At 65.3% G+C, this 13717-nt stretch carries 14 protein-coding genes; 13 read left to right on the top strand and 1 reads right to left on the bottom strand.

The genetic code is table 11. The features are described from left to right. Positions 1 to 146 precede the first annotated feature (146 nt). The 8 genes from JQ573_RS14415 (at position 147) to JQ573_RS14380 (ending at position 7276) form a co-directional block, all read left to right on the top strand. Positions 147 to 1127, top strand: a complete 981-nt coding sequence (locus JQ573_RS14415) for a tripartite tricarboxylate transporter substrate-binding protein (protein ID WP_212310488.1) — start codon at positions 147 to 149, stop codon at positions 1125 to 1127. 175 nt (positions 1128 to 1302) lie between these two features. Next, positions 1303 to 2097, top strand: a complete 795-nt coding sequence (locus JQ573_RS14410; RefSeq protein WP_050401897.1) for a thymidylate synthase — start codon at positions 1303 to 1305, stop codon at positions 2095 to 2097. Positions 2098 to 2105: 8 nt separating this feature from the next. Further along, a complete protein-coding gene (locus tag JQ573_RS14405) occupies positions 2106 to 2591 on the top strand; it encodes a GNAT family N-acetyltransferase (RefSeq protein WP_212310487.1) in 486 nt (161 codons plus the stop codon). Further along, entirely contained in the window at positions 2591 to 3103 is a 513-nt protein-coding gene (locus tag JQ573_RS14400; protein WP_212310486.1) for a dihydrofolate reductase, read from the top strand. Before JQ573_RS14405 ends, JQ573_RS14400 begins: the two co-directional genes overlap by 1 nt. Positions 3104 to 3247: 144 nt before the next feature. After that, positions 3248 to 4390, top strand: a complete 1143-nt coding sequence (gene hflK / locus JQ573_RS14395; RefSeq protein ID WP_212310485.1) for an FtsH protease activity modulator HflK — start codon at positions 3248 to 3250, stop codon at positions 4388 to 4390. Continuing rightward, positions 4387 to 5286, top strand: a complete 900-nt coding sequence (gene hflC / locus JQ573_RS14390; RefSeq protein WP_212310484.1) for a protease modulator HflC — start codon at positions 4387 to 4389, stop codon at positions 5284 to 5286. The genes hflK and hflC overlap by 4 nt, the downstream gene beginning before the upstream one ends. A 106-nt stretch (positions 5287 to 5392) precedes the next feature. Beyond that, positions 5393 to 5593, top strand: coding sequence for a DUF2065 domain-containing protein (locus tag JQ573_RS14385; RefSeq protein ID WP_092115850.1), 201 nt, complete (start codon positions 5393 to 5395; stop codon positions 5591 to 5593). 186 nt (positions 5594 to 5779) lie between these two features. Then, positions 5780 to 7276 (top strand): Do family serine endopeptidase, encoded by a 1497-nt coding sequence (locus JQ573_RS14380; protein WP_212310483.1) that lies wholly within the window; start codon positions 5780 to 5782, stop codon positions 7274 to 7276. 156 nt (positions 7277 to 7432) lie between these two features. Here the strand turns inward: JQ573_RS14380 and serB are convergent, their stop codons facing one another. After that, entirely contained in the window at positions 7433 to 8338 is a 906-nt protein-coding gene (gene serB, locus JQ573_RS14375; RefSeq protein ID WP_212310482.1) for a phosphoserine phosphatase SerB, read from the bottom strand. Here serB and miaA point away from each other — a divergent pair. The 5 genes from miaA (at position 8337) to JQ573_RS14350 (ending at position 13697) form a co-directional block, all read left to right on the top strand. Continuing rightward, the gene (gene miaA / locus JQ573_RS14370; RefSeq protein WP_212310481.1) at positions 8337 to 9266 is read left to right on the top strand and encodes a tRNA (adenosine(37)-N6)-dimethylallyltransferase MiaA; all 930 of its coding nucleotides are present in this window, start codon (positions 8337 to 8339) and stop codon (positions 9264 to 9266) included. The two genes, serB and miaA, sit on opposite strands and share 2 nt — an antisense overlap. A 391-nt stretch (positions 9267 to 9657) precedes the next feature. Then, positions 9658 to 11433, top strand: a complete 1776-nt coding sequence (locus tag JQ573_RS14365) for an acetolactate synthase 3 large subunit (protein WP_212310480.1) — start codon at positions 9658 to 9660, stop codon at positions 11431 to 11433. A 14-nt stretch (positions 11434 to 11447) separates the two neighbouring features. After that, positions 11448 to 12434 (top strand): threonine dehydratase, encoded by a 987-nt coding sequence (locus tag JQ573_RS14360; RefSeq protein WP_212310479.1) that lies wholly within the window; start codon positions 11448 to 11450, stop codon positions 12432 to 12434. A gap of 21 nt (positions 12435 to 12455) precedes the next feature. After that, positions 12456 to 12998, top strand: coding sequence for an acetolactate synthase small subunit (gene ilvN, locus JQ573_RS14355; RefSeq protein WP_016841057.1), 543 nt, complete (start codon positions 12456 to 12458; stop codon positions 12996 to 12998). Positions 12999 to 13001: 3 nt separating this feature from the next. Further along, positions 13002 to 13697 carry a class I SAM-dependent methyltransferase gene (locus JQ573_RS14350; RefSeq protein WP_212310478.1) on the top strand — a complete coding sequence of 232 codons (696 nt, stop codon included), beginning with the start codon at positions 13002 to 13004 and terminating at the stop codon, positions 13695 to 13697. The last annotated feature ends 20 nt before the right edge of the window (positions 13698 to 13717 follow it).

Below are 13717 nucleotides of genomic sequence, written 5' to 3'. Positions count from 1 at the left end.
CATGCTCAAACAGGGAGCGCCGGCCCTGCGTCGGCGCGCCGCAGGCGGAAGTCGAATCGACACTCGATGTCGTCTCATGAAATGAAAATGCCGGCCGATTTGGCCGGCATTTTTATTTGGTCAAAACGTTCCCGGGAGGAATTGAGATGATGTCCATTCGCTCGCTTGCGGGCGCATGCCTTTCGGCATTTGCCGCGCTGGGCGCATTCGCCGTGCCGGCCTCCGCGCAAAACTATCCGACGCGCACCATCACCATGATCGTGCCGTTCGCGGCCGGCGGTCCGACCGACGTCATCTCGCGCATCGTCACCGCGCACATGGCGCAGACGCTCGGACAGAGCATCGTCATCGAGAACGTGGTCGGTGCCGGCGGCACCACGGCGACGACGCGTGCCGCGCGCGCCGCCAATGACGGCTACACGCTGGTCACCGGACATATGGGCACGCACGCGGCTTCCGTGCCGCTCTATCCGAAGCTCGCCTATCACCCGGAAAAGGATTTCGAACCCGTCGCGCTGCTCGCGGGCACGCCGATCCTGATCCTTGCCCGCAAGGATTTCCCGCCGAAGGATTTGAAGGAATTCGTCGCCTACGTGAAGGCCAATGTCGAGAAGGTCAACGCCGCGCATGCCGGCATCGGTTCGGTCTCGCATGCCTCCTGCGAGCTGCTGAACTCGATCCTCGACGTCAAGCCGGTCGGCGTGCCGTTCAACGGCACCGGCCCTGCGATGAACGCGCTGGTCGCCGGCCAGGTCGATTACATGTGCGACCAGATCGTCAACGCGGTGCCGCAGATCAACGCCGGCACCATCAAGGCCTATGCGGTTGCCACCCCCGAGCGCAATCCGTCGCTGCCCAATGTCCCGACCACGGCAGAGGCCGGCCTGCCGGCGTTCCAGGCCCAGGCCTGGAACGCGATCTTCGCGCCGAAGGGAACTTCGCCCGCGATCATCGCCACGCTGAACGCGGCGGCCATCAAGGCGCTCGACGATGAAAACGTGCGCAAGCGCCTGCTCGAGCTCGGTAGCGTGATCCCGGCGTCCGCCAACCGCACGCCGGAGGCGCTCGCGACCCTCGTCAAGAATGAGATCGCGAAGTGGACCCCGGTGCTTAAGCCGGCCAGTTAAGCCAGCGCGATCAACTGGATAGGGGAGGGGCGGGACGCGAGTTCCGCCCTTGTCGTTTGGCGCGAGAGTGTTCATTTTTCAGGGTATAATCGCTGTATCCAGCCGAATCGGCGTGTCGACCGATCGCCCCGGCCGCTAAATTGCCGCTCCGCCCAGAGAGCCCGAAACAGACGCCATGAACCAGTATCACGACCTGCTCGAACGCATCCTCGCCGACGGCGCCGAGAAGCACGACCGCACCGGCACCGGCACGCTGTCGATCTTCGGCCACCAGATGCGCTTCAACCTCTCGGCCGGCTTTCCGATGCTGACCACCAAGCGGTTGCCGCTGAAGGCGATCGTGCACGAGCTGCTCTGGTTCCTCGCCGGCGACACCAACATCAAATATCTCAACGACAATGGCGTCACGATCTGGGACGAATGGGCCGACGCCAATGGCGATCTCGGCCCGGTCTACGGCTCGCAATGGCGGTCGTGGCCGGCGCCTGATGGCCGCAGCATCGACCAGATCACGAACGTGATCGAGATGATCAAGCGCAATCCGGACTCGCGGCGGCTGATCGTCAGCGCCTGGAATCCGGCCGAGGTCGACAAGATGGCGCTGCCGCCGTGCCACTGCCTGTTCCAGTTCTATGTCGCGAACGGCAAATTGTCCTGCCAGCTCTATCAGCGCTCCGGCGACGTCTTCCTCGGCGTGCCCTTCAACATCGCCTCCTACGCGCTGCTGACCATGATGGTCGCGCAGGTCACCGGGCTCAAGCCCGGCGATTTCGTGCACTCGCTCGGCGACGCACATCTCTACTCGAACCACCTCGAGCAGGCGCGGCTGCAATTGACGCGGCCGACGCGGCCGTTGCCGACGATGGCGATCAATCCCGACGTGAAGGATATCTTCGCGTTCCGCTACGAGGACTTCAAACTCGAGGGTTACGACCCGCATCCGCACATCAAGGCTGAAGTCGCGGTCTGAGGGATTGCATGTCGCTGACCATCCGCCGCGCGCGGCCCGATGAGGCTGGACTGGTGTTCTCGCTGGTCCGCGAGCTCGCCGACTACGAAAAGCTCCTGCACGAGGTGCACGCCAGCGAGGCTGACATCGCTGACGCGCTGTTCGGAACGAACCCGCGGCTTACTTGCGACATCGCCGAATGGAACGGCGAGCCGGCCGGCTTCGCGGTCTGGTTCGTCAACTTCTCGACCTTCGCCGGCCGCCACGGCATCTATCTCGAGGACCTCTTCGTCCGCCCGGCACTGCGCGGCAAGGGCATCGGCAAGGCGCTCCTGGTGCATCTGGCGAAGCAATGCCTCGCCAATGGCTGGTCGCGCCTGCAATGGGCTGTGCTCGACTGGAACGCACCGTCGATCGCCTTCTACAAGTCGCTCGGCGCCGAGATGATGGACGAGTGGACGATTTGCCGCGTCTCCGGCGAGGCGCTGTCGGCGCTCGCGGAAGGAGCGCGCTGATGGAGATCGTGCTCGTCGTTGCGGTCGCCGAGAACGGCGTGATCGGAAATGCCAACGCAATCCCGTGGCGGCTGAAGACCGATCAGCAGCGCTTCAAGGCAATCACGCTGAACAAGCCCGTCGTGATGGGACGCAAGACGTTCGAATCCCTGCGCAGACCGCTTCCGGGTCGCACCAATATCGTGGTGACGCGCGATGCGAACTACCGCGCGCGCGGCGCCATCGTCACCACGTCGTTCGAGAACGCCCGCGCCATCGCGCTTGGTGACGCGCTGCGGCGTTTCGCCACTGAAATTGCCGTCATCGGTGGCGCGGAGATCTATGCGCAATGGATGGGCACAGCCGACCGGCTGGAGATCACCGAGGTCCACGCCCGGCCGGACGGCGATACACGGTTCGACATAATCGACGCAAAGGAGTGGGACGAGGTCGCGCGCGTGCGAAATCCGGCCGGTCCGGACGACAGCGCCGACTTCTCCTATGTGACATATCGTCGGCGCGGCCGGGGTTAACCAATGTTTGCATTGACAATTGTGGCCCGGCGCATAGCTCGTCCGGCCAGGAAGCTTGCGTTGTAAGGGCCTGAGCGGTCCCCTATAACCGGGCCGGACATTCGAGGCCGGGCGTCCCGTCCGGACTTGTCGAGGAGACGTTTGATGCCGTGGAAAAATCAAGGCGGGGGGCCGTGGGGCTCGGGTCCGAAAGGGCCATGGGGCACAGGTCCGCAGTCGGCCGGGCCAAGGCCGCCGGATCTTGAGGATCTGCTGCGGCGCGGCCAGGACCGGCTGCAGCAGTGGCTGCCCGGCGGTCATTTCAGCGGCATGGGCATCGCGCTGGTGCTGGTCGCCGCGCTGGCGATCTGGTTCGCCACCGGGATCTTCCGCGTCCAGTCCGAAGAGCTCGGCGTCGTGCTGCGCTTCGGCAAATACGTCCGCGATGCGCAGCCGGGCCTGCGCTATCACCTGCCGTATCCGATCGAGACGGTGCTGCTGCCGAAGGCGCTGCGCGTCAACACGATCTCGATCGGCATGACCCTGATCGACGATCCCGCACGGCGCGGCCGCACCATGCGCGACGTGCCGGAAGAGAGCCTGATGCTGACCGGCGACGAGAACATCGTCGACGTCGACTTCACCGTGTTGTGGCGGATCAAGCCCGGCGGGGCCGGCGCCTATTTGTTCAACATCCAGAATCCCGAAGGCACCGTGAAGGCGGTTGCCGAAAGCGCGATGCGTGAGGTGATCGGGCGCTCGCAGATCCAGCCGATCCTGACCGGGGCGCGCAACGTCACCGAGCAGAACGTCCAGGAGCTGATGCAGAAGACGCTCGACAACTACAGCGCGGGCATCCAGATCACCCAGGTGCAGATGCAGAAGGTCGATCCGCCGGCGCAGGTGATCGACGCATTCCGCGACGTGCAGGCGGCGCGCTCCGACCTCGAGCGCAAACAGAACGAGGCGCAGACCTACGCCAACCGGATCGTGCCGGAAGCGCGTGGTCGGTCCGCGCAGATCCTGCAGGCCGCCGAGGGCTACAAGGAGCAGGCGGTCGCCGAGGCCAAGGGCCAGAGCGCACGCTTCCTGAAAGTCTATGATGAATACAAGAAGGCACCCGAAGTGACGCGCGAGCGCATCTATCTCGAGACCATGGAACGCGTGCTCGGTAGCTCCGAGAAGCTGGTCTATGACGGCGGCCAGGGCCAGAACATCGTGCCCTATCTTCCGCTCGGCGAACTGACGCCGCGGCGTCCGGCAGCAGCGCCGGCCACGACCGGCCAGCAGCAGGGAGCCACCCGATGAGGTCCCCTGTCACCGGCATTGTGTCCCTGATCGTCCTCTTCATCGTGCTCGCCGTCGGCTACAGCTCGATGTTCACCGTGCAGCAGACCGAGCAGACCATCGTCCTGCGGTTCGGCGAGCCGGTTGAGGTCGTCACCGATCCCGGCCTGCACTTCAAGGCGCCGTGGAATTCGGTGATCAACGTCGACAAGCGCATCCTCGATCTCGAAAACCCGTCGCAGGAGGTGATCGCCTCCGACCAGAAGCGGCTGGTGGTCGACGCCTTCGCGCGCTATCGCATCAAGAATGCGCTGCGCTACTACACCAGCGTCGGCTCTATCCAGGCCGCCAACCTGCAGCTGACGACGCTGCTCAACGCGGCGCTGCGCCGCGTGCTCGGCGAGGTCACCTTCATCACGGTGGTGCGTGACGAGCGCGAGAAGCTGATGGCACGGATTCGCGAGCAGCTCGACAAGGAGGCCGACGGCTACGGCATCGAGGTCGTCGACGTCCGGATCCGCCGCGCCGACCTGCCGGAGCAGAACAGCCAGGCGGTGTACGACCGGATGAAGTCCGAGCGTCAGCGCGAAGCGGCCGAGTTCCGTGCCCAGGGCGACCAGAAGGCGCAGGAGATCCGCTCCAAGGCCGACCGCGAAGCAACGGTGATCGTCGCCGAGGCGAACTCGACCGCGGAGCAAACCCGCGGTGCGGGCGATGCCGAGCGCAACCGCCTGTTCGCCGAGGCCTATGGCAAGGACAAGGACTTCTTCGCGTTCTATCGCTCGATGACGGCCTATGAGAACAGTCTGCGCTCCGGCGACACGCGTTTCCTGTTGCGGCCGGACTCGGAATTCTTCAGATACTTCGGCAATGCGAACGGCAAGGCGCCTGAGGCGGCCGCCGCGCCGAAACAGTAACGTCACGACGAACACCACGACTTAAGTATCAAGACTTGGCGGCGATGCGGACACCGCGTCGCCGCCACTCAACAACAATAAGCATCGAGCGGGAGGCTGCCATCCGATGAAGTCCATAGCGTTCGGCGACTTCCTCATCGGGTTGGGAATCCTGTTCGTGCTCGAAGGTATCCTGTTTGCGGCAAGCCCCGCCTGGATGCGCCGGGCGATGAAGAGCGCGCTGGCCACGCCCGATAACATCCTGCGCATCGTCGGCATCGGTTCGGCGGTTGCGGGACTGATCCTGATCTGGCTGGTGCGGCGCTGATCATTGCCTGTTCCAGTGCGCAGATCGCGCCAGAATGAACATAATCGTGAGCCTCTCGCAGCCGGTTTTTCGCCGAAATGCCCGGGTGAGATGCTTGCGCCATATGCCCGTTCGGGCGCACTCTGTGATCACGGGCGCATACTGCGACCAGCTAATTTGAACCCGTTTGCCTGGAGAAACTCCGACATGATCGCTGCCAGACCAGCCCTGACCCGTCGCCTCCGCATGATGGGAGCTGCGATCTCGATCGGTGCTGCGAGCATGCTGAGCTCCGTGCCGGCGTTCGCACGCGGCCCCGAGGGTATCGCCGACATCGCCGAGAAGGTGATCGACGCCGTCGTCAACATCTCGACGTCGCAGACGATCGAGGCCAAGGACCGGACGATGCCGCAATTGCCGCCCGGCTCGCCGTTCGAGGAGTTCTTCGACGATTTCTTCAAGAACCGCCGCGGCCCGCCCGGCAAGGGCGGCGACAAGAGCGGCGAGTTCCAGCCGCGCAAGACCAACTCGCTCGGCTCCGGCTTCATCGTCGACACCGCGGGGATCGTCGTCACCAACAACCACGTCATCGCGGACGCCGACGAGATCAACGTCATCCTCAACGACGGCACCAAGATCAAGGCCGAGCTGGTCGGCGTCGACAAGAAGACCGACCTCGCGGTCCTCAAGTTCAAGCCGCCGAAGCCGCTCACCGCGGTCAAGTTCGGCGACAGCGACAAGATCCGCCTCGGCGACTGGGTGGTCGCGATCGGCAACCCGTTCAGCCTCGGCGGCACGGTGACCGCAGGCATCGTTTCGGCCAAGAACCGCGACATCAGCCAGGGCCCGTATGACAGCTACATCCAGACCGACGCTGCCATCAACCGCGGCAATTCCGGCGGTCCGCTGTTCAACCTCGAAGGCGAGGTGATCGGCGTCAACACGCTGATCATCTCGCCGACCGGCGGCTCGATCGGTCTCGGTTTCGCCGTGCCGTCGAAGACGGTGGCCGGCGTTGTCGACCAGCTGCAGAAGTTCGGCGAGTTGCGCCGCGGCTGGCTCGGCGTTCGCATCCAGCAGGTCACCGACGAGATCGCCGACAGCCTCAACATCAAACCGGCGCGCGGCGCGCTGGTTGCCGGCGTCGACGACAAGGGGCCGGCCAAGCCGGCCGGCATCGAGCCGGGCGACGTCGTCGTCAAGTTCGACGGCAAGGACGTCAAGGATCCGAAGGATCTGTCGCGCATCGTCGCCGATACCGCGGTCGGCAAGGAAGTCGACGTCGTCGTCATCCGCAAGGGCAATGAAGAGACCCGCAAGGTCACGCTCGGCCGGCTCGAGGACAACGACAAGGTTCAGCAGGCCAACGCCAAGCCCAAGGACGACACCGCCGAGAAACCGGTGACCCAGAAGGCGCTCGGTCTCGACCTGGCCGCGCTGAGCAAGGATCTGCGCACCAAGTACAAGATCAAGGACAGCGTGAAGGGCGTTATCGTCACCGGCGTCGACAGCAACTCCGATGCTGCCGAGAAGCGTCTGTCGGCCGGCGACGTCATCGTCGAGGTGGCGCAGGAGGCGGTGTCCAGCGCCGCCGACATCAAGAAGCGTCTCGATCAGCTGAAGAAGGACGGCAAGAAGTCCGTGCTGCTGCTGGTCTCGAACGGCGACGGCGAACTGCGCTTCGTCGCGCTCGGGGTGCAGTAGGGGCGCGCTGACGCCTCACCCTCACTGTCATCCCCCGCGAAGGCGGGGGATCCAGTACGCCGCGGCCGTTCTTGTTGAGGAAGTGGGCAACTGCTTTTCCAGGTAACTTGCGTCGGTGGTTATGGGTCCCGGCCTGCGCCGGGACGACACCGTAGACTACCCCTCGACGAATTCATCCCGCCGATAGCCCTGCGCATACAACAGCGCGGTGAGGTCGCCGTGATCGATCCGCGCCGCCGCGGCGGCTGCGACCGCGGGCTTGGCGTGATAGGCGACGCCGAGACCCGCGGCCTGGATCATGCCGAGATCGTTGGCGCCGTCGCCCGTGACCAGCGTGTCGATGTCGTCGAGGTCGAAGGATTCGGTCAGCTCGACCAGGGTGGCAAGCTTGGTGGCGCGGCCGAGGATCGGCTCGACCACTTCGCCGGTCAGCTTGCCGTCCGCGACCTGCAACTGGTTGGCGCGGTTCTCCTGGAAGCCGATCTTCTCCGCGACCACCGTGGTGAACAGGGTGAAGCCGCCGGAGATCAGGCAGGTATGGGCGCCGTGCGCGCGCATCGTCATGACCAGCGCGCGGCCGCCCGGCGTCGGCGTGATGCGCTTCTCCAGCACCTCGTCGACGACGCCGACCGGCAGGCCCTTGAGCAGCGCCACCCGCTCGCGCAGCGCCGACTCGAACTCGATCTCGCCGCGCATCGCGCGCTCGGTGATGGCGGCGACATGGGCTTTCAGCCCGGCGAAATCGGCGAGCTCGTCGATGCATTCCTGGCCGATCATGGTCGAATCCATGTCGGCCAGAAAAAGCTTCTTGCGCCGGCCGAGCCGAGGCTGCACGACAATGTCGATCGGCAGGTCGCCGCGGGCCTGGCGCAGCCGCTCCTCGATGGCCTTGATCTCGTCTCTGCTGGCGTCCTGACGCTCGAACGGAATGTCGACGGCGACTTCGTTGAACAGCCACTGCGCCGGGCCCGGTGAGGGCAGCACGGCCCGCGCACCGTCGACGATGGTGGAGTCGAGCGCGGGGCTTGCAGGATTGCAGATCAGCGTGGCAACGAGGGACATGCAGGCGCATTCAGGATTGTTGGACAAGGTAGTGCTTATCGCAGGGCCGACCGCCAGCGGCAAGTCGGCGCTGGCGCTCGAGCTTGCGCAGCGGACCGGCGGGGTCGTGATCAACACCGACTCCATGCAGGTCTATCGCGACCTCCGGATCATCACCGCGCGGCCGACCACTGCCGAGGAGGCACAGGTTCCGCACAGGCTCTATGGCCATGTCGACGCCGGCGTGAATTTCTCCGCCGGTGCCTGGGTGACTGACGCGGCCAGGATGCTCGGCGAGGCCCGGGCGGACAAACGCCTGCCGATCTTCATCGGCGGCTCGGGCCTGTATTTCAAGGCACTGACGCGCGGTCTGTCGGCGGTGCCGCAGATCCCCGCCGATGTGCGCGACAGCGTACGCGCAAGGCTGGAGCAGCACGGCGTCGAGGCGCTGCATGCCGAGCTTGCGGCACGCGATCCGGTGTCCGGCGAACGGCTGAAGCCGCGCGACCGCACCCGTATCGCGCGGGCGCTCGAGGTCGTCGAGGCCACTGGCCGCCCGCTGCCGGACTGGCACCGCGATGGCCTGCCGCCGCTGCTGCCGCCGGGCCAATTCCACGCGCTGTTTCTGGCGCCGGAGCGCGAGCGGCTCTATGCGCGGATCGATGCGCGGTTCGGCGCGATGCTCGGTGAGGGTGCGCTCGACGAGGTTGCGGCGCTGGCGGTGCGCGAGCTCGATCCGCTGCTGCCGGCCATGAAGGCCCATGGCGTCCCGGCGCTGATCCGGCACCTCAAGGGGGAGATCAGCCGGGAGGAGGCGGCCGAGATCGGCCGGGCCGACACCCGCCACTACGCCAAACGCCAGTTCACCTGGTTTCGCCACCAACTCCCGGAATTCGAGTGGGTGGTGCCTGAGGCGGCGAGGGAGTGGCTGAAGGCGCAAATCCCGTAGCCCCGTTGGGCCCCATCCGGGCTACGGCCTCTCGGACTGCGGCGCCGCCGCGCGCCCGTCTGCCATGCGCGTTGCGCCGCGCAAAAACACTCGCCGAACGGCTGGAACCCCGTTACACTTCAAAAATCGCGAAACTGCTTGCCTTGCCTTGACATTCGGGCTTTGGCCGCTATGTTCGCGCAACCTTTGGGAAGACTGGGTCACCTCGTGCGCAACATTATTACCAAACTGCTTATCGCCGTCGTACCCAGGCACACCGCCGGGGATGGCTAGCGGCCATCCAAATTCGGGCGGTGTGCATGGGGCCTCTGGGGCCCCTTTTTATTGCCCGAAACAGAACTGACGAGAACTGACAAAAGCCGCGCAAAAACAAGCGCATCCGGAGCGAACCATGACCGACAAGAGCCACGATCCCAATCAGATGACCGGCGCCGCGATGATCGTGCGCGCGCTCATCGATCACGGCGTGCAGCATGTCTTCGGCTATCCCGGCGGCGCGGTGCTTCCGATCTACGATGAGATTTTCCAGCAAAGCGAAGTAGAGCACATCCTGGTCCGCCACGAGCAGGGCGCTGGCCATGCCGCCGAAGGCTATGCCCGCTCGACCGGCAAGCCCGGCGTGGTGCTGGTGACGTCGGGGCCCGGCGCCACCAACATGGTGACGCCGCTGACCGACGCGCTGATGGACTCGATCCCGCTGGTCTGCATCACCGGCCAGGTGCCGACCCATCTGATCGGCAATGACGCCTTCCAGGAATGCGACACGGTCGGCATCACGCGGCCCGCCACCAAGCACAACTGGCTGGTGCGCGACGTCAACGACCTCGCCAGGGTGCTGCACGAAGCCTTCTATGTCGCGACCACCGGCCGCCCCGGTCCGGTGCTGGTCGACGTGCCGAAGGACGTGCAGTTCGCCACCGGCACCTATCATCCGCCGCGCAAGTCGGACGTTCACATCTCCTACACGCCGCGCGTGAAGGGCGATGCGACCCAGATCCGCAAGGCGGTGGCGCTGCTCGCCAATGCCAAACGTCCGGTGATCTATTCCGGCGGCGGCGTGATCAATTCCGGTCCCGAGGCCTCGCAACTGCTGCGTCAGCTGGTGGAGGCGACCGGCTTCCCGATCACTTCGACCCTGATGGGACTGGGCGCCTATCCGGCGTCGGGGCCGAACTGGCTCGGCATGCTCGGCATGCACGGCACCTACGAAGCCAACATGACCATGCATGATTGCGACGTCATGCTGTGCGTCGGTGCGCGCTTCGACGACCGCATCACCGGCCGCGTCGATGCTTTCTCGCCGGGCTCGAAGAAGATCCACATCGATATCGACCCGTCCTCGATCAACAAGAACATCCGCGTCGACGTGCCGATCATCGGCGACGCCGGCAATGTGCTCGGCGACCTGCTGCAGGTGTTCAAGGCGGAGGCCAAGAAGCCCGACATCAAGGCGTGGTGGCAGCAGATCGCGCAATGGCGCGCGCGCAACTCGCTGTCTTACCGCAAGAACAACGATATCATCCTGCCGCAATACGCGATCCAGCGGCTGTTCGAGCTGACCCGCGGCAAGGACACCTACATCACGACCGAAGTCGGTCAGCACCAGATGTGGGCCGCGCAGTTCTTCGGCTTCGAGGAGCCGCACCGCTGGATGACCTCGGGCGGTCTCGGCACCATGGGCTACGGCCTGCCGGCCGCGGTCGGCGTGCAGGTGGCGCATCCGGACAGCCTGGTGATCGACATCGCCGGCGACGCCTCGGTGCAGATGACGATCCAGGAGATGTCGACCGCGGTTCAGTTCGAGCTGCCGATCAAGATCTTCATCCTGAACAACCAGTACATGGGCATGGTGCGGCAGTGGCAGCAGCTGCTGCACGGCAACCGCCTGTCGCATTCGTACTCCGAAGCGCTGCCGGACTTCGTCAAGCTCGCCGAAGCCTATGGCTGCGTCGGCCTGCAGGCGACCAAGCCGTCCGATCTCGACGGCGCGATCAAGGAGATGATCTCGATCAAACGCCCGGTGCTGTTCGACTGCCGCGTCGCCGCGCTGGAGAACTGCTTCCCGATGATCCCGTCGGGCAAGGCGCACAACGAGATGCTGCTGCCGGAAGAAGCAACCGATGAGGCCACCGCGAAGGCCTTCGCCGGCGGCAAGGCGCTGGTGTGAGGTGAGGGTGGATCATGTTTGATCTCAGCGAGCTCGAGCGGGCGCACAGGATCGTCGGCACCGCGGTGCCGGCGACGCCGGCGTATGCCTGGCGGTTGCTGGCCGAGCGGCTTGGCACCGAGGTCGTGGTCAAGCATGAGAACCACACACCGATCGGCGCCTTCAAGGTGCGCGGCGGCCTGGTCTATCTCGAGCGGCTGAAGCGCGAGCGGCCCGATGTACCCGGCATCATCTCGGCGACGCGCGGCAATCACGGCCAGAGTCTGGCGTTTGCCGCGAGCCGCCACGGCGTGCCCGCGGTGATCTACGTGCCGCGCGGCAACTCGGTCGAGAAGAACCGTGCCATGCATGCGTTCGGCGCCGAGCTCGTCGAGCACGGCGAGGACTTCCAGGCCGCGCGGGAAGAGGCCGAGCGCCGTGCCCAGTTCGCCGGCCTGCACATGGTGCCGTCGTTCCACCCGGACCTGGTGCTGGGCGTTGCGACCTATGCGCTGGAACTGTTTCGATCGGCGCCCGACCTCGACATTCTCTATGTGCCGATCGGGCAGGGCTCCGGCATCTCCGGCTGCATCATGGCGCGCGACCTGCTCGGCCTGAAGACCGAGATCGTCGGCGTGCAGTCGACCGAGGCGCCGTCCTATGCGCTGTCGTTTGCTGCCGGCAAGATCGTGAACACCGAGACCAGCAACACCCTTGCCGACGGCATGGCGACGCGGATTCCGGACGCGGATGCATTCGCCCTGATCCGCAAGGGCGCCGCGCGCATCGTGCAGGTCACCGACGACGAGGTCGGGCAGGCGATCCGTGCCTACTGGACCGACACCCACAATCTCGCCGAGGGCGCAGGCGCCGCGGCGCTCGCGGCCGCGCTGCAGGAAAAGAGCAAGCTCGCCGGCAAGCGGGTCGGCCTGATCCTGAGCGGCGGCAATATCGATTTCGATCTGTTCCGGACCTGGATCGGGACGGATGCTGCGCCGGCCGCCCAGCGGGCGGTGGCGTGAAAAGAATGTAAGGGGACGACCATGAACCAGCCCGCATCCGCCTACTTCCTCGAGGAACGTCACGACCCGAACGAGACGCACACGCTGTCCGTCCTCGTGCAGAACGAGCCCGGCGTGCTCGCGCGCGTGATCGGGCTGTTCTCCGGCCGCGGCTACAACATCGAGAGTCTCACGGTTTCGGAAACCGAGAGCCAGAAGCATCTTTCGCGGATCACCATCGTCACCACGGGCACGCCGATGGTGATCCAGCAGATCAAGCATCAGCTCGACCGCATGATCCCGGTGTACCGCGTCGTCGACATGACGCTGACCGGCAGCTCGATCGAGCGCGAGCTTGCGATGGTCAAGGTGAGGGGCGGTGGCGATCACCGCGTCGAGGCGCTGCGGCTGGCGGATGCGTTTCGCGCCCGGGTGATCGATGCCACGACCGAGAGCTTCGTGTTCGAGATCACGGGCAACTCGTCCAAGATCAGTCAGTTCATCGACCTGATGCGCCCGCTGGGCCTGGTCGAGGTGTCACGAACCGGGGTGGCCGCGATCACGCGTGGGCCGGAAGGGATGTGAATCATGTTGGCGCGCGACTGGTACTACACGCAACGGCGGCAGGTCGGTCTCGATACCGCGGTTGCCTCGATCTACGACGTCAGCGAGGACAGCGATGTCCGTGCCCGCCAGGCGCTGACCATGCTCGGCGTCAAGCCGGGCTGGCGGATCGCCGATATCGGTTGCGGTAACGGCGTGCTGGCGACCGAGGCGGCGCTGATGGGCGCCGAGGTCGACGCCATCGACATCTCGCCGGCGATGATCGGGCTTGCCGAGATTTATGCGCGCGACCGCAAGGCGAAGATCCGGACCCAGCCGGCCGGGCTGTTGTCCTTCGCCTATCAGCCGAACTCCTACGACGTCATCGTCAGCGAGTTCACGCTGCATCATTTGCCCGACTTCTGGAAGGCGGTGGCGCTGTCGCGGATCTTCAACGCGCTGAAGCCCGGCGCGAACTTCTACCTGCGCGACATGGTGTTCGTCAGCATGCCCGACGGGGTCGATCGCGATGTCGAGGGCTGGGCCGATTTCTCGATCAAGAATCACGATTTCGAGCGCGAAAGCGTGATGACCCATATGCGCGACGAATATTCGACCTTCGGCTGGGTGATGGAGCGCATGCTAACCGAGACCGGGTTCACCCTGGTCGCTGCCGACTACCACGCGCCGCTGCACGGCACCTATCTGCTGCGCAAGCCGAAGCCGGACGAACAGATCTAGATCCTCGCATCGACAGAGCC

It is taken from the genome of Bradyrhizobium sp. AUGA SZCCT0105, from assembly GCF_018129565.1.
Taxonomy (GTDB): domain Bacteria; phylum Pseudomonadota; class Alphaproteobacteria; order Rhizobiales; family Xanthobacteraceae; genus Bradyrhizobium.
The sequence above is the reverse complement of the archived record's forward strand: the minus strand, read 5'-3'. Positions and strand labels throughout refer to the sequence as shown.

What these genes read in the sequence shown, in the direction of transcription:
- JQ573_RS14415 (WP_212310488.1), top strand. Translation starts at nt 147, where the DNA reads ATGATGTCCATTCGCTCGCTTGCGGGCGCATGCCTTTCGGCATTTGCC.
- JQ573_RS14410 (WP_050401897.1), top strand. Translation starts at nt 1,303, where the DNA reads ATGAACCAGTATCACGACCTGCTCGAACGCATCCTCGCCGACGGCGCC.
- JQ573_RS14405 (WP_212310487.1), top strand. Translation starts at nt 2,106, where the DNA reads ATGTCGCTGACCATCCGCCGCGCGCGGCCCGATGAGGCTGGACTGGTG.
- JQ573_RS14400 (WP_212310486.1), top strand. Translation starts at nt 2,591, where the DNA reads ATGGAGATCGTGCTCGTCGTTGCGGTCGCCGAGAACGGCGTGATCGGA.
- hflK (WP_212310485.1), top strand. Translation starts at nt 3,248, where the DNA reads ATGCCGTGGAAAAATCAAGGCGGGGGGCCGTGGGGCTCGGGTCCGAAA.
- hflC (WP_212310484.1), top strand. Translation starts at nt 4,387, where the DNA reads ATGAGGTCCCCTGTCACCGGCATTGTGTCCCTGATCGTCCTCTTCATC.
- JQ573_RS14385 (WP_092115850.1), top strand. Translation starts at nt 5,393, where the DNA reads ATGAAGTCCATAGCGTTCGGCGACTTCCTCATCGGGTTGGGAATCCTG.
- JQ573_RS14380 (WP_212310483.1), top strand. Translation starts at nt 5,780, where the DNA reads ATGATCGCTGCCAGACCAGCCCTGACCCGTCGCCTCCGCATGATGGGA.
- miaA (WP_212310481.1), top strand. Translation starts at nt 8,337, where the DNA reads ATGCAGGCGCATTCAGGATTGTTGGACAAGGTAGTGCTTATCGCAGGG.
- serB (WP_212310482.1), bottom strand. Translation starts at nt 8,338, where the DNA reads ATGTCCCTCGTTGCCACGCTGATCTGCAATCCTGCAAGCCCCGCGCTC.
- JQ573_RS14365 (WP_212310480.1), top strand. Translation starts at nt 9,658, where the DNA reads ATGACCGACAAGAGCCACGATCCCAATCAGATGACCGGCGCCGCGATG.
- JQ573_RS14360 (WP_212310479.1), top strand. Translation starts at nt 11,448, where the DNA reads ATGTTTGATCTCAGCGAGCTCGAGCGGGCGCACAGGATCGTCGGCACC.
- ilvN (WP_016841057.1), top strand. Translation starts at nt 12,456, where the DNA reads ATGAACCAGCCCGCATCCGCCTACTTCCTCGAGGAACGTCACGACCCG.
- JQ573_RS14350 (WP_212310478.1), top strand. Translation starts at nt 13,002, where the DNA reads ATGTTGGCGCGCGACTGGTACTACACGCAACGGCGGCAGGTCGGTCTC.